Here is a 17730-nt window from a genome sequence, read left to right on the forward strand (position 1 = left end):
TAAGGCATGATGCTGATGGTACGCCTGTTGAAATGGGTCTTGAAGGCTGCGCTTGGCGTGGTCGCGATCCTGTTCGTCATGGCCTTGGGCGTCTTCCTTTTCGTCGCCCTCACCCCGGTCGGCGGACGCGTCGCCGCGGACCGCATTTCCGCCATCGTTTCCACGCCTGACCGCAGCATTTCCTTCACACGCCCGGAAGGCCTTCTGACCGGCGACCTGCGTATCGATGCCCTTACGCTGTCCGACGACGCAGGCCCCTATGCCCAGATCGGCGGAATCAAGATCGACTGGTCGCCGACATCCCTGGTGACCGGGGTCTTCCGCGCCGAGCACATTTCGGCCGACACCGTCAATTTCATCCGTGCGCCGCGGCCGCCGAAAGCGCCCGCCCCGACACAGACGGCATCGACGGGCTCCTCCGGCTCGCCCTTGCCGGTCGGTATCCGCGTTGCGCAGATCGACCTGCCGGACATCAATCTCTCCCAGGCATTTTCGGGACGGGACTTCTCCCTTTCGGTGAAGGGATCGATCGACGCGACCGGGCCCGACATTTCGCTCGACCTGCAGGCGACCCGCAAGGACGAGCCGGATGCCAGGGCATCGGCCGACGTGGTCTATGCGCCGTCCGAAAATCGCCTGACCCTCAAGGCTGCCGTGTCCGAGCCGCAGGGCGGCCTGCTCGCTCGCCTTCTGCGTCTGCCCGGCACGCCGGCGGTCGAGCTGGCGCTCGATGGCGAAGGACCTCTTTCCGACTGGGCCGGCAAGTTGCAGGGCAGCGTCGGCGGCACTCCCGTGATCGCGGTCGACGGCAAACATCTGCTGGTCGAAAACGGCAGGCACAGGGTGGAAGTGACCGGCGGCGGCCAGCTGTCGACGCTTCTTCCGCCTGCCTTTCGTCCGCTGTTCGGCGGCACGACCGATATCAATATCGCTGCGATCTATGCGCCCTCCGGCCGGGTGGATATCGAACGCGGCGATCTCACCTCCGGCGCCGTGAAGATTGCCGCCAAGGGGGCATGGGACCCGACGGGCGACAACAGCCTCACCGCCAGCCTCAACGGCGTGAAGGGCCCGGTCGACTTCGTGTGGCCGATCAGCGGACAGGAGAGCCGCTTCTCCTTCGAAAGCATCAATTTCACGCTGACCGGAGCATCCACCTCGGCGCGCTTCAACGCGACGGCGGCACTCAGCGCCGCCGAACTGCCGCAGGGGCGCTTCGGCCAGATCCGTCTGCAGGCGGAAAGCGAAGACCTCAACCTCATCAGCCGCTCGGGCAGCATCCGCAGCCGCTTCACCGTCGCCCGCACGGATTTCGCCAACGACGATCTCGACCGGGTGATCCGCGGGCCGGTGACACTGGATGCGCCGCTCAGGCTCGCACCACCGGCGATCGGCCTGGATGCGGCGACCTTCGACAGTGGCAACGTCAACGGTACGCTTTCCGGCGCCTATGACATGTCGAAACAGGCGGTCACCGGCAATTTCCGGGTTTTCGCCAATCCCGCCGTCCTGCCGCCGGGACTGGTTTCTAAGTTCGAGGGCAAGCTTTCCGCCGAAGGCTACGTCAATATGGTGAACGGCGGTCGCATCAGCCTCGAGAACTTCGTGATGCGCTCGAACGCCATCGAAGCGCACGGAAACATGCTGCTCGACAATCGGACCGTCACCGGGCGCCTCGCCGGCCGCGTGCCGGATCTGAAGCGTTGGCTGCCGGAGGCCGAGGGGGCTGCCGGTTTCGACATCTCCGCCAAGGGACCGTTGACTGCAATGGGCGTCAGGGCGGTGGTCAATTCTGCCGACGCGCGACTGGTCGGCCGCAAGCTCCAGGACATGAGCTTCATCCTGGAAGGCACCGCCGATCCGAACGCACCCAAGGGCAAGCTGACCGGCACGGGTTCGCTCGACGGCCAGCCGATCCGCGTCAATGCCGACGTCGCCTCCGTCCAGGGCCGCACAAGCGCGCCGGCGATCACTGCCCAGATCGGCCCGAACAAGCTGACCGGCGCCCTGAGCTTCTCTCCTGCCTTCCTGCCGGAAGGCCAGCTCACCTTCGATTTCCCGGATGTCTCCCTGCTTGCAGCACTTGCGGCCCAGCAGGCCCAGGGCGACCTGAAGGGAACGGTAATGTTCAGCAATACCGGCGGCAAGGCCGGCGCCGTGATCCGGGCTTCCGGCAAGGCGCTTCGCCGCGGCACGATCGAGATCGCCCAGCCGAATATCGATCTCGCCATTGCCGACATCAAGGCGATTGCGGCCGAGGGTACGGTCCGCGCCACGCGCATCGGCGCCGGCTCGGTCGGCATCAACGACGTCAACCTCGGCGTCAGCCAGGGCGGCAACCGGACCAACTTCAATCTCGCCGCCCAGTACGACAACGCCCCCCTCACGGCGGTCGGCGATATCCAGGCCGGCACCGATATCTCGGTCGGCATCGAGAGCTTCGCAGCGGCACCGCGCAACATCCCGGTCCGGCTTGCTGCCCCGACCCGCGTCGCGGTCGCCAATGGCGGTGCGCGTCTTGCCGACCTCACCATCGCAACCGGGTCCGGCAGCGTCACCGTCAACGGCACGGCTGGCTCGGCGCTGGACTTGACCGCCAATATCAGGGCGCTGCCCGCCAATCTCATCAACGCGTTCGTCCCCGCGATCAACGCCGCCGGCATGATATCCGGCACGATCAACGCCACCGGCGCCGCGTCTGCCCCTGCCATACGTTACGATTTAGAATGGAGTGATGCACAGCTTCGCCAGTCGCGCGATGCTGGCATCAGTCCGTTTCGAGTCCAGGCAAGCGGCAGCTTCGCCAACGGGACAGTCACGTTAGACAAGACCCGCCTGACGGGCTCCGGCGGCCTCGATCTCTCGGCTGCCGGCAAGGTCATCCTGAAGGACGGCATTCCCGCACTCGACATCAACGCCCGCGCCAATGCCGTGCCCGCCAGCCTGGTCAACGCGTTTGCGCCGAGCCTCGGCGCCCGCGGCACGATTTCCGGCACGGTTACCGCGACGGGGACACCGCAAGCCCCCGCTGTCCGTTATGATCTGCGCTGGGCCGATGCCGGCGTTGCGCAGACGACGTCCGCCGGGGTCGCGGCTTTCAACATCACCGCCGGCGGCACGTTTCAGAACGGCACCGTCACCCTCGACACCCGCCTTTCGGGCGGCGGCGGCGTCTCGTTGTCCGGCGGCGGCTCCATCTCGCTTGCAGGCGAAAAGCCGCTCAATCTGAAATTCAGCGGGAAACTGCCCTTCTCGATCCTCGCCGGACAGATGGCTGCGCAAGGCTTCGTCCTGGAAGGCACCGGCAATGTCGACCTCGCGATAGCCGGCACGGCGGCGGCGCCGGCGATCACCGGCACGGCATCCTCGTCCGGCGCAAGACTGGTGGATGTCCGACGCAATCTCGCCCTGACGGATCTTGCCGCCAATGTCGCCTTCGATGGCAAAAGCGCCAATATCTCCAGGCTTACGGCCAAGCTCTCGGGTGGTGGCACGGTTTCGGTCCAGGGCTCGGTCGGCATCACGCCGGGCTCCGGCTTCCCGGCCGACCTCAGGATCACTCTGGCTCAGGCAGCCTATGCCGATGGCGCGCTTTTCGCCGCTACCGCCGACGGCGCCCTGACCATCACCGGCCCTCTGACTTCAGGCCCCGTCCTCGGAGGTCGCGTAACACTGACCAAGGCGGCGATCACCGTGCCCGCCCGCCTGCCGACCTCGCTTTCCGCCATCGATATCCGCCACCGCAACGCACCGCCCGGCGTGCTGCGCCAGATGGAAAAGATGCGGCCGAAGAGCGCCAGCGGCAGCTCGAACCCGATCGCCCTCAATCTTCAGATCAGCGCACCGAACGGCATCTTCGTTCGCGGTCGAGGCATCGACGCCGAACTCGGCGGCGAGCTGACCGTGACGGGCACGGCGATCGCACCGGTCGTCGCCGGCGGCTTCGAGATGCGCCGCGGCCGTATCGTGATCCTCGCCAAACGGATGGATTTCACCGATGGCGACATCACCTTCGGCGGCGGCCTGATCCCGGTTCTCAACATGGAGGCGAACACGACCTCCGCCTCGACGACGATCACGGTGAAAGTCACCGGCGTCGCCAACGATCCGACGATCGCCTTCTCCTCCTCGCCCGCCCTGCCCCAGGACGAGGTTCTGGCGCGACTGATCTTCGGCCAGTCGATGTCGCGGCTGTCGCCGCTGCAGATCGCCCAGCTGGCCGATGCCGTCGGGCAGCTGGCAGGCGGGGGTTCCACATCGCTACTCGAAACGCTGCGCAACAATCTCGGTGTCGACGATCTCGACATCAACACCGATGCGACCGGCCAGACCACCGTGTCGGTCGGCCGCTACATCAACAACCGCACCTATATCCAGGTCGAGCAGGGCGGCGAGAGCGGCGCCGAAGCGACGATCAATCTCGATGTCGGCCGCGGTGTGAAGCTCAAGGCCGGCGCCGGCACCGAAGGTGGCAAGGCCGGCATCTTTTATGAGCGCGAATACTGATCTCGCATATTTCGTTTCATTCCTGCTTGCTCGGGAGAAAAAGCATGACCTCCAAAGACATCACATTGATCGGCGTTCCTCTGGAAGAGGGCTCCGGTCGCGGCGGCTGCGCCATGGGTCCGGCAGCCTTCAGGCTTGCCGGCATCGTCAAGGCGCTGGAGGGCCTCGGTTTCCGGGTCGTCGACAATGGCGACCTGCGCCCGGAACCGGCAGCTGACCTGCCGGAGAGAAACGACGCGAAGAACCTGCCGATCGTCGCTGCGTTCACGCGCGCTCTCGAAACCCGGACCTATGAAATGGCCAAGGCCGGCACCATTCCGGTGATCATGGGCGGCGACCACGCCCTTTCCATGGGCAGCGTGCCGGGCATGGCGCGTTACGCTTCCGAGATCAGCCGGCCGCTCTTCGTCCTCTGGCTCGATGCCCATACGGATTTCAACACGCCCGAGACATCGCCCTCCGGCAACATCCATGGCATGCCGGTCGCCTTCTTTACCGGCCAGGCGGAGTTTGCGCCTATCCTCGACAGCGCCCGGCCCATGGTCGATCCAAAGAACGTCTTCCAGATCGGCATCCGCTCGGTCGACGAGATCGAGCGGAAGCTCATCGCCGATCACGGCGTCAACGTCTTCGACATGCGCGCCATCGACGAGCACGGGATCGCCGCTATCATGCGCCAGGTGATCGCAGCGGTGAATGCCGCCAATGGCCTCTTGCATGTGAGCCTGGACGTCGATTTCCTGGATCCCGACATAGCGCCGGGCGTCGGTACCACCGTGCCGGGCGGCGCAACCTTCCGCGAGGCGCATCTGATCATGGAAATGCTCCACGATACCGGGCTCGTCGCGTCGCTCGATCTCGTCGAGCTCAATCCGTTCCTCGACGATCGCGGCAAGAGCGCCCGGATCATGGTGGAGCTGGCGGCGAGCCTTTTCGGCCGGCGCGTTCTTGATCGTCCAACCCGCTCCGCATAATCAGAGGCACAAGTCTATATCTGAAATAAAGATTTCAGTTGCTCGCGATAGACCTCGATATAAATTCGATGAAACAGAATAAAATATAGATCTACTTTCTGTCCGGAAATTTGACAATAGACAATTGGATACGTATTTTCCACAAGTTCGCGAGAACAGAACTATTGACCTTCCGTTAATTCCTCAATGCTATTTTTAGCAAGACTCAGTGTCCCGGCGGCGAGATGGTTATCTCGTTAGGCTGTTGGAAAATTGAGCCAGTTCGGGAACTTACAGACGGGGGGCGTGCAAGCCAGATGTCCATACTTTCACTTCCAGGCGCTGACGCGAAAGCAGTACTTGCTGCGCTCAACAAGTCTCAGGCCATTATCGAGTTTGATTTGTCCGGAAAGGTTCTCACGGCCAACGAGAACTTCTGCAAGACGCTTGGCTACACACTTTCCGAAATCGTCGGCAAGCATCACAGCATGTTTTGCGACCCGGATTACGTGAAATTGCAGGCCTATAAGGATTTCTGGGCGAACCTCGGCAGCGGCAAATTTGATGCCGCCGCCTACAAGCGGATCGGCAAGGGTGGCCGCGAGATCTGGATTCAGGCCTCGTACAATCCGGTGATGTCCGGCGGCAAGCCTTACAAGGTGGTCAAGTTCGCAACCGACATCACCGCCGCGAAGCTCAAATCCGCCGATGACGAAGGCAAGATCAACGCCATCTCGCGCACTCAGGCCATCATCGAGTTCACGCCCGGCGGCGACGTCCTGACCGCCAACGAAAATTTCCTCACCTGCCTCGGCTATCAGCTTTCGGAAATCACCGGCAAACATCACAGCATGTTCTGCGAGCCGTCGTTCCGCGACAGCGCCGAATACCCGCAATTCTGGAAGAAGCTTTCCGGCGGCGAAGCGATTGCCGCCGAATTCAAGCGCATCGGCAAGGGCGGCAAGGCAGTCTGGATCCAGGCGTCCTACAACCCGATCTTCGACGCCGACGGCCGCGTCTTCAAGGTGGTCAAGTTTGCAACCGACATCACCGAACGTGTCCGCGCCGTCGATGACATCGCCGACGGCCTGACATCTCTTTCGAACGGCGACCTGACGTTCCGGATCGAAGTGCCCTTCATTTCGACACTCGAACAGATCCGCGTCGATTTCAACGAAGCCATCGGAAAACTGGCCGGGGCCATGCGCACCGTCGGCGAGAACGCCGAAGGGATTGCAGGAGGCTCCAGCGAGATCCGCCAGGCTTCCGACAGCCTTGCCAAACGCACCGAGCAGCAGGCGGCGGCAGTCGAGGAGACCGCTGCGGCGCTTGAAGAAATCAGCCGTACCGTCACCGATAGCGCCAAACGCGCGGAAGAAGCAGGTACCCTCGTCTCGCATGCTAAAAAAAGCGCCGAACATTCCGGTGCCGTGGTGCGCAATGCGGTAAACGCGATGGGCCAGATCGAGACGTCGTCCCGGGAAATCTCCAATATCATCGGCGTGATCGACGAGATCGCCTTCCAGACAAACCTGCTGGCGCTCAATGCGGGTGTCGAGGCGGCACGCGCCGGCGAAGCGGGCAAGGGCTTTGCGGTCGTTGCCCAGGAAGTCCGCGAACTGGCTCAACGTTCCGCCAGTGCGGCCAAGGAAATCAAGACGCTGATCTCGACCTCCTCCGAACAGGTCAAACGTGGCGTCGCGCTCGTCGGCGAAACCGGCAAGGCGCTCGACGAGATCATGTCCCAGGTGGACGAGATCAACGGCAATGTCACAGCGATCGTCGAGGCTGCCCGTGAACAGTCCACGGGCATCAAGGAGATCAGCAAGGCCGTGAACTCCATGGACCAGAACACGCAGCAGAATGCTGCGATGGTCGAGGAAACAAGCGCTGCCAGCCACAGCCTGGCGCGCGAGGCCGAAACCCTGCGCGATCTTCTGTCACGATTTAGATTTGCGCAACATTCTTCGCATAAGATTGCAATAGCGCGACCTGATGCACGACCCGTTGCATCGCCGGCACGCAAACTCATGGCAACGGTCGCGCGGACCACAACGGGTGCCGCCGCTGCCGCTCAGGCAACGGATAGTTGGGAAGAATTCTGATGGCTACGACGATCAACTCCACAAGCTACAGCGGCGAAACGCTGGAAATCATCGCCTTCCGTCTTCATGACCAGGAGTTCTGCGTCAAGACGACGACGATCCGCGAAATCCGCGGATGGGCACCTTCGACGCCGATCCCGCACGCTCCGGCCGACGTCATCGGCGTCATGAACCTTCGCGGTTCGGTAATCCCGATCATCGACCTTGCCTACAAGCTCGGCATGAAGAGCACGGTTGCCAACGAGCGCAGCGCCATCGTCGTCGCCGAAGTCCACAACATGGTCATCGGCATGCTCGTCGACCGCGTCTCGGACATCCTGACGATCCCCTCGAGCCAGGTTCAGCCGGTTCCGGAAATCTCCGCGTCCTTCGACAAGTCCTTCTCCGAAGGCATCATCGCCAACGAGAACGGCATGATCTGCTTCCTGAATCTCGCCAAGATGTTCAAGGGCACCGAAGCCGACGATCTGGCTGCCTGATTTGCGATAGCGGAGGCCAAGAAAGGCCTGCGCATCCGACCTCAAGGCCAAGGCGGTTGGCTGGAAAGACCACTAAGCCGCTATTCGATTATGAAGCCCGCAGCGTTGAACCGCCGCGGGCTTTTTTCATGACTATTACTTTGGCTCGAACGGGGCCGGACGGCGCCCGGCACCCTGGCGAACCAGCATCCAGCCCGGATATTCCGGAGCAAGCGCGCTGACCTCGTCGAGCTTTGCCATGTCCTCCGTGTCGAGCTTCAGCTTCACGGCCTTCAAGTTTTCTTCGAGCTGCTCCAGCCGCTTGGCGCCGATGATGACGCTCGTCACGAAGGGTTTCGCCAGGATATAGGCCAGCGCCACTTCCGCGACACCAGCACCGTGCCTGGCGCCGACCTCGCGCATGGCCGCGACGCAGGCCCAGGCGCGATCCTTCTCGACCGGCGGGAAATCGAAATTGGCGCGGCGGCCTTCCCCGTTGCCCGGAGCACCCGGACCGTATTTGCCGGAAAGCAGCCCGCCGGCGAGCGGCGACCAGACCATCAGGCCGAGCTTCTCTTCCTGCATCAGCGGCACGATATCCCGCTCCAAGTCGCGTCCGGCGATCGAATAATAGGCCTGCACCGTCTCGAAACGGGCATAACCCTTGCGTTCGGAAATGCCGAGCGCTTTCGCCATCCGCCAGGCAGCCCAGTTGGAGAGCCCGATGTAACGCACGAGGCCGCGCGATACGAGATCGTCGAGCGCTCGCAGGGTCTCGTCGATCGGCGTCACCGTATCGGTGCCGTGCACCTGATAAAGATCGATATGGTCCATCTGCAGTCGTTCGAGGCTCTGCTCGACGGAATCCATGATGTGGCCGCGGGAGGCGCCGCGATCGTTCGGCTTGTCGCCCATCTGGCCATAAAATTTCGTGGCGATGACCACGTCCTTGCGCGGCACGCCGAGGTTCTTGATCGCCTGGCCGAGGATGTGCTCGGATCTACCCTCGGAATAGACATTGGCGGTATCTATGAAATTGACACCTGCGGCGAGCGAACGCTCGACGATCTTGTCGGCGGCGTCCTGATCGAGACCGGCGACGGCACTCCAGACGGCGCCCGTCTGGTTCTCGCCGAAGGTCATCGTGCCGAGGCAGAGTTCGGAGACAAAAAGACCGGTATTGCCCAATTGATTGTAGCGCATGGAGAGCTCCCGTGTGCACTGAAGATATGAAGCGATATAAGCAGTCGTTCGGAGCCGGATCGGGCACGCGGGCGCGTGCGTCCCGCCAGAGAAAGCGGCTTCGGGCTCCACAACGCAATCTAGTTCGGATTCTCAAGACGTCAATCGGAGCCGCCTCCGTTTTTATCCTCACATTTTCGTGCGAGACAAAAAAAGGGCGGCACAGGCCGCCCTTTCTTGGTCATTCCTGTCGACGGAATGTCAGCCGAACAGAACCAGACTGCTCCTGAGCGTCACCCAGACGCCCCAGAGAAGCGGGATGCCGACCACGGCCCAGGCGACTGCCGCCTTGGCGTCGAGACCACCCGTGCCGATGCCGAAGGAACCGGTCGGACCGGCATTCGCGGCGGCAGTCTTTGCCTGCAGCGAGGCGACTTCCTGGTCCGACATGAACCACTTGTCGGCAAGCGGGCGCACCAGCGCGTTGGCGATCAGACCCAGCACCAGCATGCCGGCGAGGATGTACATCGTGCCCGTATAGAGCGCCGGCCCGGCCGGCACGCCGGCGGTGAGCTGCGCTTCGCGGATATAGTTGACCACGACGGGACCGAGAATGCCGGCCGTCGCCCAGGCCGTCAGAAGACGACCGTGGATGGCGCCGACGAACTGGGTGCCGAAGATATCCGCGAGATAGGCAGGAATGGTCGCAAAACCACCGCCGTACATGGACAGGATGATGGCGAAGGCCGCCACGAAGAGCGCCTTGTTGCCCATGTCGGCCAGCGTCGGAGCGAGTGCGTAGAGCACGATGCCGAGCACGAAGAACGTGTAGTATGTGTTCTTGCGGCCGATCTTGTCGGAGAGCGACGCCCAGAAGAAACGCCCGCCGATATTGAAGAGCGACAGGAGGCCCGCAAAGCCGGCGGCAATCGTGGCGATCTGTGCCTTCTGGCTCGCATCAAGCTGCGAGAAGGTCAGGTTCGGCAGACCGATCAGCGATCCGGCGAAGATTTCCTGCAGCATCGGCGAGGCCATGCCGATAACCCCGATGCCAGCCGAAACGTTCAGGCAAAGCACCGCCCAGATCAGCCAGAACTGCTTGGTCTTGTGCGCATTGCGCAGGTGGACGTGCTTGGTGGTGATCATCGTCGTCTTGGAAACCGGAGGGGTCCAGCCTTCCGGACGCCAGCCGGCCGGCGGGATTCGGTAGCCGAAGGCGCCGCCCATCATGAAGCCGAAATAGATCACCGCCATGCAGATGAAGGTCTGCCATACGCCGACCGAAGTATCGGTCTTGAAATAGTTCATCAAGAGGTTGGCGAGCGGGGCACCGATCATCGCACCACCGCCGAAGCCCATGATGGCCATACCCGTCGCCATGCCGCGGCGGTCGGGGAACCACTTGATCAGCGTCGAGACCGGCGAAATATAACCGAGGCCGAGGCCGACACCGCCGATCACGCCGGCGCCGATCCACATCAGCCACAGCTGGTGGGTCATGACGCCGATTGCCGCGACGATAATGCCGCCGCACCAGCAGCAGGCCGAGACGAAGCCGGCCTTGCGCGGGCCGACCCGTTCCAGCCAGCCACCCCAGATCGCCGCCGAGCAACCGAGCAGCACGAAAAACAACGTATAGATCCAGCCAAGGTCCGCGACACGCCAGTTGCAGCTTGTCGTGAACAGGGCCGAGATGAGGTTGAGGCTGGCGCAGGACGGGTCCTGCGTGGTACCCAAGGCACGGGACAGCGGCAGCCAGAAGACGCTGAAGCCGTAAGCCATGCCGATGCAAAGATGAATGGCCAAAGCTGCCGGCGGCACGAGCCAGCGATTGAAACCTGGTTTTGCGATAATACGTTCCTTATCGAGGAGCCCGACATTGCCTGTCAGGCCCTCGTCCGTCGTTCCTGCAATTGCCATTTAAAATATCCTCCCTCGGATGATGGCTAGGCTCTATTCCTCCTCCGGCCCCTTACCTGCCGGATGGATGAATTCATGCGGCGCTCTCCGGAACGCTCGGTTCGGACAACGATTCTCCTTCGGCGGGACCTTTGCCGCCCAGCGCACCTTCCACCGCATCCTGACCGACGCCGACGCCCGATCCGACCTTCGCCTCCGGCCGGCGGATCAGCGTCGAGGCCTCGACGACGAGCGGCAGCAGCCCCGCCCCGCCATTGTCGAGATGCTCGAAAAGGTGCCGGCGCATGCGGGGCTCCCAGAACTTGTTGATATGCGTCGCGACGCCCTCGGCGCGCACCTTTTCCGGCTGCGACAGGAAGAAGGTGGCGATCTGGTTGGCCATCCGGACCAGTTTGTCGAGCACAAGTTGCTCGGGGCTTTGGTCATGCGACATCGGCGACAACTCCGGTGGTTATGCGATCGGTACGCGTAAAGATCTCGAAATCCTCGCCGCGGGTCAGCGCGATCAAGGTCATGCCCGCCGCTTCCGCCGTGCGGATGGCAAGTGCCGTCGGCGCGGAAATGGCGATCAGCACCGGGCTTCCGAGGATCGCCGTCTTCTGCACCATCTCGACCGAAATGCGGCTGGTGACGACCACGACGCCCTCCGAACCCTTGAGGCCCTTGGCGATGACCGCTCCGGCGAGCTTGTCGAGCGCATTGTGGCGGCCGACATCCTCGCGGACCGCAACCAGCCCCTTGCCCGGCACGACAAAGCCCGCGCCATGAACCGCATGGGTTTGCCGATGCAGCGGCTGCGCACTGTTGAGCGCCGCGACGGCTTCACTCACCTCTTTCGGACTGAGCGCCATCGTCACCGCGGAAACGTCCGGCACCGGACGCATGGCCTGCTCGATCGATTCGATGCCGCAAAGCCCGCAGCCGACCGGCCCCGCCATATGCCGCCGGCGGGCACGCAGCGCGTCTTCCTTATCTTCGAGAAGCGTCACCTGGACATCGAGACCGGCCCCTTCTTCGACGACGGTTATGCCCTCGATCTCCACCATCGAGGTTATGATGCCTTCCGTCAGGCTGAAGCCGACCGCGAAATCCTCGAGATCGGCAGGCGTGCCCATCATCACCGCATGGGTCGACCCGCCATAGGAAAAGGCGATCGGCACTTCCTCCGGCACCACCCGCGAGCCGGCGCGGACCACGCCGTTGTGGCGGGCGATCTCGGGGGCTGTGGCGGTGGTGTTGAATAAGGTCATGCGATTATTCCGCGGCCTCCAGCTTCCCCGCGATCCGCCGAGACCGTCGTGACAGTTCGTCATAGTCGCTCTGCCACTCGGTCGGGCCGTTGGAGGGCGACACCTGCACCGCCGTCACCTTGTATTCCGGGCAGTTGGTCGCCCAGTCGGAGAAGTCGGTGGTGATGACGTTCGCCTGCGTGTTCGGGTGGTGGAAAGTCGTATAGACCACGCCCGGCGCGACACGATCGGTGATCAGCGCACGCAGGGTCGTATCGCCCGAACGGCTGGCGAGCTTGATCCAGTCGCCTTCCTTGATACCGCGCTGTTCGGCATCGTGCGGATGGATCTCCAGCCGGTCTTCCGCATGCCAGGTGACATTTTCGGTACGACGCGTCTGGGCGCCGACATTATACTGGGAAAGGATGCGACCGGTGGTGAGCAGCAGCGGGAAGCGCGGGCCGGTGCGTTCGTCGGTCGCGACATATTCGGTGCGGATGAACTTGCCCTTGCCGCGCACGAAACCATCGACATGCATGATCGGCGAACCGGCCGGGTGAGCCTCGTTGCATGGCCACTGAACCGAGCCCATCTTGTCGAGATAGTCGTAGGAAACCAGCGCGAAGCTCGGCGTCGACACGGCGATCTCGTCCATGATCTGAGATGGATGCGCATAGTTCCAGGCAAGCCCCATCGCCTGGGCGAGCTTCTGGGTGACTTCCCAGTCGGCATAACCGTTCTTCGGGCTCATCACCTTGCGGACGCGGTTGATGCGGCGCTCGGCATTGGTGAACGTGCCGTCCTTTTCGAGAAAAGTCGAACCCGGCAGGAAGACATGCGCATAATTGGCCGTCTCGTTGAGGAAAAGGTCGTGGACGACGACGCATTCCATCGCGGCAAGGCCGGCCGAGACATGTTTGGTGTCCGGGTCGGACTGCAGGATGTCCTCGCCCTGGATGTAGATGCCCTTGAACGTGCCCTCGACGGCCGCATCCAGCATGTTCGGGATGCGCAGGCCCGGTTCGTTGTTGAGCGTCACACCCCACAGTTTTTCGAACGTGTCGCGGGTCGCGTCGTCGGAGATATGGCGGTAGCCCGGCAGCTCGTGCGGGAACGACCCCATGTCGCAGGCGCCCTGGACATTGTTCTGGCCGCGCAGCGGATTGACGCCCACACCCGGGCGACCGAGATTGCCGGTGACCATGGCAAGGTTGGCGATCGCCATGACGGTGGTCGAACCCTGGCTGTGCTCGGTGACGCCGAGACCGTAATAGATCGCCCCGTTGCCGCCCTTGGCGTAAAGCCGGGCCGCACCGCGCACGAGATCCGCCGGCACGCCGGTATATTTCTCAGTCGCCTCCGGGCTGTGTGCGTCTTCCGAAACGAAACCGGCCCAGTCCTCGAACTCGGACCAGTCGCAACGTTCACGGATGAACTTCTCGTCGAACAGGCCTTCCGTGACGATGACATGCGCCAGCGCCGTCAGCACGGCTACGTTGGTGCCCGGCTGCAGCGGCAGGTGATAATCGGCCTCCACATGCGGCGTGCGCACCAGATCGATGCGGCGCGGATCGATGACGATCAGTTTTGCACCCTGGCGCAAGCGCTTCTTCAGGCGCGAACCGAACACCGGGTGACCGTCGGTCGGGTTGGCGCCGATGACGATGACGACATCGGTGTGCTCGACCGAGTCGAAATTCTGGGTTCCGGCCGAAGTGCCGAAGGCCTGGCCGAGGCCGTAACCGGTCGGCGAGTGGCAGACGCGGGCGCAGGTATCGACATTGTTGTTGCCGAAACCGGCGCGGATCAGCTTCTGGACGAGGAAAGTCTCCTCGTTGGTGCAGCGCGACGAGGTGATCCCCCCGATCGATTCCCGGCCGTACTGATACTGGATACGACGGAATTCCGAGGCCACGTGCGAAAAGGCTTCTTCCCAGGTCACTTCCCGCCACGGATCCGAGATATTCTCGCGGATCATCGGGTTGAGGATGCGGTCCTTGTGTGTCGCATAGCCATAGGCAAAGCGGCCCTTGACGCAGGAATGGCCGCGGTTCGCCTGACCATCCTTCCATGGCACCATGCGCACAAGCTCTTCGCCGCGCATTTCCGCCTTGAAGGAGCAGCCGACGCCGCAATAGGCGCAGGTGGTGACCTCCGAATGTTCCGGCTGGCCGATCGCGATCACCGACTTTTCGGTGAGCGTCGCCGTCGGGCAGGCCTGCACGCAGGCGCCGCAGGAAACGCATTCGGAATCGAGGAAAAGTTCACGGGCACCGGGCGAGACACGGCTGCCGAAACCGCGGCCCTCGATCGTCAGCGCGAACGTGCCCTGCACTTCTTCGCAGGCGCGCACACAGCGCGAGCAGACGATGCATTTCGACGGGTCGTAGGTGAAATAAGGGTTCGACTCGTCCTTCGGCATCCACTTGGCGTTGATCGCACCATCGTTGCGTGCCTTGACGTGATTGTCGCCCTCGTAGCCGTAACGCACGTCGCGAAGGCCGACCGCGCCGGCCATGTCCTGCAATTCGCAGTCACCATTGGCGGCGCAGGTGAGACAGTCGAGCGGATGGTCGGAGATATAGAGCTCCATCACCCCCTTGCGGATGTCCTTCAGCCGGCCGGTCTGGGTGTGCACGACCATGCCTGGCATGACCGGCGTGGTGCACGAGGCCGGCGTTCCATTGCGGCCTTCGATCTCCACGAGACACAGGCGGCAGGAGCCGAAGGCGTCGACCATGTCGGTGGCGCAGAGTTTCGGCACCTTGATCCCGGCCTCCATCGAGGCGCGCATGATCGAGGTGCCCTCCGGTACGGTGATGGCGCGACCGTCGATGGTGAGTGTCACCTGGGCTTCGGAGCGCGAGGCCGGCGTGCCGTAGTCGATTTCATGAACGAGGGACATCGTGTGTCTCCTGTACGAAAATGGAATTGAGTCTTTGACCTCGGAGAAAGTCGCCCCCCTCTGCCCTGCCGGGCATCTCCCCCTCAGGTGGGGAGATCACAAAAGGCGGAATCGCCGCTTCAAAAGAGTCGACACGGAGGATGCGAGGTACAATGGAATGCGGAGAGCAAGCCCCCAGCCGATCTCCCCCCTTGAGGGGGAGATGCCCGGCAGGGCAGAGGGGGGTACTCCGGAGTTCAGCCGGAGCTGACGCGCGCAGGGCCATCATTCCGCCGCCTCCACCATCGGTGCCGGAGAAAAGTCCTCCGGAAAATGGTTCATCGCGCTCATCACCGGATAGGGCGTAAACCCGCCGAGCGCGCAGAGGGAGCCGAACTTCATCGTGTTGCAGAGGTCGGCGAGCAGCGCCTTGTTCTTTTCCGGCTCGATCCCTTGCGCGATCTTGTCGGCCGTTTCGACGCCGCGCGTCGAGCCGATGCGGCAGGGCGTGCACTTGCCGCAGCTTTCGATGGCGCAGAACTCCATCGCGAACCGCGCCTGCTTCAGCATGTCGGCGCTGTCGTCGAACACGGTGATGCCGGCATGGCCGATCAACCCGTCCCGGGCCGCGAAGGCTTCATAGTCGAACGGCGTATCGAACAGCGAGCGCGGGAAATAGGCGCCGAGCGGCCCGCCCACCTGTACCGCCTTCACCGGCCGGCCGGTTGCCGTGCCGCCGCCGATCTGGTCGACGATCTCGCCGAGCGACAGGCCGAAGGCCGTTTCGTAGAGTCCGCCATATTTGACGTTGCCGGCGATCTGGATCGGGATCGTCCCCCGCGACCGGCCCATGCCGAAGTTTTTGTAGAACTCGGCGCCGCGATCCATGATCACAGGCACGGATGCAAGCGAGATGACGTTGTTGACGACCGTCGGGCGGCCGAGAAAACCCTGCAGCGCCGGCAGCGGCGGCTTGGCGCGCACGATGCCGCGCTTGCCTTCGAGCGAATTCAGCAGCGAGGTCTCCTCGCCGCAGACATAGGCGCCGGCGCCGGAGCGAATCTCCATGTCGAAGGCATGCGCCGAGCCCAACACCGACGGCCCGAGGATGCCGGCGGCGCGGGCGATCTCGACGGCTTCCCTCATCGTCGCGATGGCGTGCGGATATTCCGAGCGGGTATAGACATAACCCTTGGTGGCGCCCGTCGCGATGCCGGCAATGATCATGCCTTCGATCAGCACGAAGGGATCGCCCTCCATGATCATCCGGTCTGCGAAGGTGGCGCTGTCGCCCTCATCCGCATTGCAGACGATGTATTTCTGCGGCCCCGCCGCATCCATCACCGTCTTCCATTTGATCCCGGTCGGGAAGCCGGCGCCGCCGCGGCCGCGAAGACCACTGTCGGTGACCTGAGCGACGATCTCGGCCCGGCTCATGGCGATCGCGTTCTCAAGACCCTTCAGACCCTGATGGTGGCGATAGTCGTCGAGCGACAGCGGATCGGTGACGCCGCAACGGGAGAAGGTCAGCCGCGTCTGCTGGCGCAGGAATGGAATGTCCTCGGTCGGCCCGAGATGCAAAGCATGCTGTCCACCGTCTACAAAGCCGGCATCGAACAATCCCTTCACGTCGCCGGCCTTGACCGGCCCATAGGCGATACGCCCGTGTTCGGTACTCACCTCGACCAATGGCTCCAGCCAGAACATGCCGCGCGAGCCGTTGCGCACGACTTTCGCATCGAGGCCGCGGGCTGCGATCTCCTGGGTAATCGCGTTTGCCACCTTTTCGGCTCCGAGAGCGAGCGCTGCGGCATCGCGCGGCACGTAGATCGTCACCGTCATCGGCTTAGCCCCGCAACGATTTCGGAAAGACAGTGTTCGTCGACGCGGCCGTAGACTTCGCCGTCAAGCATCGCGGCCGGCGCGCAGGCACAGAGCCCGAGACAGTACACGGCTTCCAGCGTCACCGAGCCATCGAGCGTCGTCTGGTGGAAGTCAATCCCGAGAAGCTGCCGGGCGCGGTCCGCAATGCGGTCGCTGCCCATCGACTGGCAGGCTTCGGCGCGACAGAGCTTTAGCACATGCCGGCCGGCCGGGTGGTCGCGGAATTCGTGATAGAAGGTGACGACGCCATGCACTTCGGCGCGCGACAGGTTGAGTTCGCTGGCGATGACCGGCTTCACCTCTTCCGGCACATAACCGAACTCCGCCTGGATCGCATGCAGGATCGGCAGCATCGGGCCTTCCAGATGCTTCAGATCCCTGATGATCTGAAGCGACCGCTCGGTGAACTCACCAGCGGAAATTCGCATATTCATAGTCTGCAGCCTCCCAGCTGATCCGTTTCCGTTTTCGGGGCATCGACGCCGCTACGGCCGTATTGGGATCAGAAAGCCGACGAAGTTGTCCGACAATCGTACTTCGCCTACTGGGAATGGAATGTCGCAACCGGTGCCGCAACCGTCAATAAAGGAGATCGGTTACGCGATAGAA

The 17730-nt window shown here is 63.1% G+C and carries 11 protein-coding genes; 4 read left to right on the forward strand and 7 right to left on the reverse strand.

Going from position 1 to position 17730, the window contains the following annotated elements; translation table 11 throughout:
* The first annotated feature begins 6 nt into the window (after positions 1-6).
* The 4 genes from ACSQ3G_RS17700 (at position 7) to ACSQ3G_RS17715 (ending at position 8043) form a co-directional block, all read left to right on the forward strand.
* On the forward strand, positions 7-4506 hold the full coding sequence (locus ACSQ3G_RS17700; protein WP_436110965.1) for a translocation/assembly module TamB domain-containing protein: 4500 nt from the start codon (positions 7-9) through the stop codon (positions 4504-4506).
* A gap of 44 nt (positions 4507-4550) precedes the next feature.
* Positions 4551-5480, forward strand: coding sequence for an arginase (rocF, locus tag ACSQ3G_RS17705; protein WP_436110966.1), 930 nt, complete (start codon positions 4551-4553; stop codon positions 5478-5480).
* Between the two features lie 296 nt (positions 5481-5776).
* Positions 5777-7564, forward strand: a complete 1788-nt coding sequence (locus ACSQ3G_RS17710) for a methyl-accepting chemotaxis protein (RefSeq protein WP_105440276.1) — start codon at positions 5777-5779, stop codon at positions 7562-7564.
* Entirely contained in the window at positions 7564-8043 is a 480-nt protein-coding gene (locus ACSQ3G_RS17715; RefSeq protein ID WP_038546443.1) for a chemotaxis protein CheW, read from the forward strand. Before ACSQ3G_RS17710 ends, ACSQ3G_RS17715 begins: the two co-directional genes overlap by 1 nt.
* A gap of 135 nt (positions 8044-8178) precedes the next feature.
* Here the strand turns inward: ACSQ3G_RS17715 and ACSQ3G_RS17720 are convergent, their stop codons facing one another.
* From ACSQ3G_RS17720 to ACSQ3G_RS17750, 7 genes are all read right to left on the reverse strand, one after another.
* Positions 8179-9225: an aldo/keto reductase gene (locus ACSQ3G_RS17720; RefSeq protein WP_436110967.1), complete on the reverse strand. Its 1047-nt coding sequence runs from the start codon at positions 9223-9225 to the stop codon at positions 8179-8181.
* Positions 9226-9465: 240 nt separating this feature from the next.
* Positions 9466-11124, reverse strand: a complete 1659-nt coding sequence (locus ACSQ3G_RS17725; RefSeq protein ID WP_436110968.1) for an OFA family MFS transporter — start codon at positions 11122-11124, stop codon at positions 9466-9468.
* Positions 11125-11197: 73 nt separating this feature from the next.
* Positions 11198-11557 (reverse strand): formate dehydrogenase subunit delta, encoded by a 360-nt coding sequence (locus ACSQ3G_RS17730; protein WP_436110969.1) that lies wholly within the window; start codon positions 11555-11557, stop codon positions 11198-11200.
* A complete protein-coding gene (fdhD, locus tag ACSQ3G_RS17735; RefSeq protein WP_436110970.1) occupies positions 11547-12374 on the reverse strand; it encodes a formate dehydrogenase accessory sulfurtransferase FdhD in 828 nt (275 codons plus the stop codon). The genes ACSQ3G_RS17730 and fdhD overlap by 11 nt, the downstream gene beginning before the upstream one ends.
* A gap of 4 nt (positions 12375-12378) precedes the next feature.
* The gene (gene fdhF, locus ACSQ3G_RS17740; protein ID WP_436110971.1) at positions 12379-15258 is read right to left on the reverse strand and encodes a formate dehydrogenase subunit alpha; all 2880 of its coding nucleotides are present in this window, start codon (positions 15256-15258) and stop codon (positions 12379-12381) included.
* A gap of 264 nt (positions 15259-15522) precedes the next feature.
* A complete protein-coding gene (locus ACSQ3G_RS17745) occupies positions 15523-17079 on the reverse strand; it encodes a formate dehydrogenase beta subunit (protein ID WP_436110972.1) in 1557 nt (518 codons plus the stop codon).
* A complete protein-coding gene (locus tag ACSQ3G_RS17750) occupies positions 17076-17555 on the reverse strand; it encodes a formate dehydrogenase subunit gamma (protein ID WP_436110973.1) in 480 nt (159 codons plus the stop codon). The genes ACSQ3G_RS17745 and ACSQ3G_RS17750 overlap by 4 nt, the downstream gene beginning before the upstream one ends.
* Positions 17556-17730 lie beyond the last annotated feature (175 nt).

It is taken from the genome of Neorhizobium tomejilense, assembly GCF_964254135.1.
Lineage (GTDB): Bacteria > Pseudomonadota > Alphaproteobacteria > Rhizobiales > Rhizobiaceae > Neorhizobium > Neorhizobium tomejilense.

Coding starts and splice junctions, on each gene's coding strand:
- ACSQ3G_RS17710 (WP_105440276.1), top strand. CDS start 5,777: ATGTCCATACTTTCACTTCCAGGCGCTGACGCGAAAGCAGTACTTGCT.
- ACSQ3G_RS17730 (WP_436110969.1), bottom strand. CDS start 11,557: ATGTCGCATGACCAAAGCCCCGAGCAACTTGTGCTCGACAAACTGGTC.
- ACSQ3G_RS17725 (WP_436110968.1), bottom strand. CDS start 11,124: ATGGCAATTGCAGGAACGACGGACGAGGGCCTGACAGGCAATGTCGGG.
- ACSQ3G_RS17715 (WP_038546443.1), top strand. CDS start 7,564: ATGGCTACGACGATCAACTCCACAAGCTACAGCGGCGAAACGCTGGAA.
- ACSQ3G_RS17720 (WP_436110967.1), bottom strand. CDS start 9,225: ATGCGCTACAATCAATTGGGCAATACCGGTCTTTTTGTCTCCGAACTC.
- ACSQ3G_RS17750 (WP_436110973.1), bottom strand. CDS start 17,555: ATGAATATGCGAATTTCCGCTGGTGAGTTCACCGAGCGGTCGCTTCAG.
- ACSQ3G_RS17745 (WP_436110972.1), bottom strand. CDS start 17,079: ATGACGGTGACGATCTACGTGCCGCGCGATGCCGCAGCGCTCGCTCTC.
- rocF (WP_436110966.1), top strand. CDS start 4,551: ATGACCTCCAAAGACATCACATTGATCGGCGTTCCTCTGGAAGAGGGC.
- fdhF (WP_436110971.1), bottom strand. CDS start 15,258: ATGTCCCTCGTTCATGAAATCGACTACGGCACGCCGGCCTCGCGCTCC.
- fdhD (WP_436110970.1), bottom strand. CDS start 12,374: ATGACCTTATTCAACACCACCGCCACAGCCCCCGAGATCGCCCGCCAC.
- ACSQ3G_RS17700 (WP_436110965.1), top strand. CDS start 7: ATGATGCTGATGGTACGCCTGTTGAAATGGGTCTTGAAGGCTGCGCTT.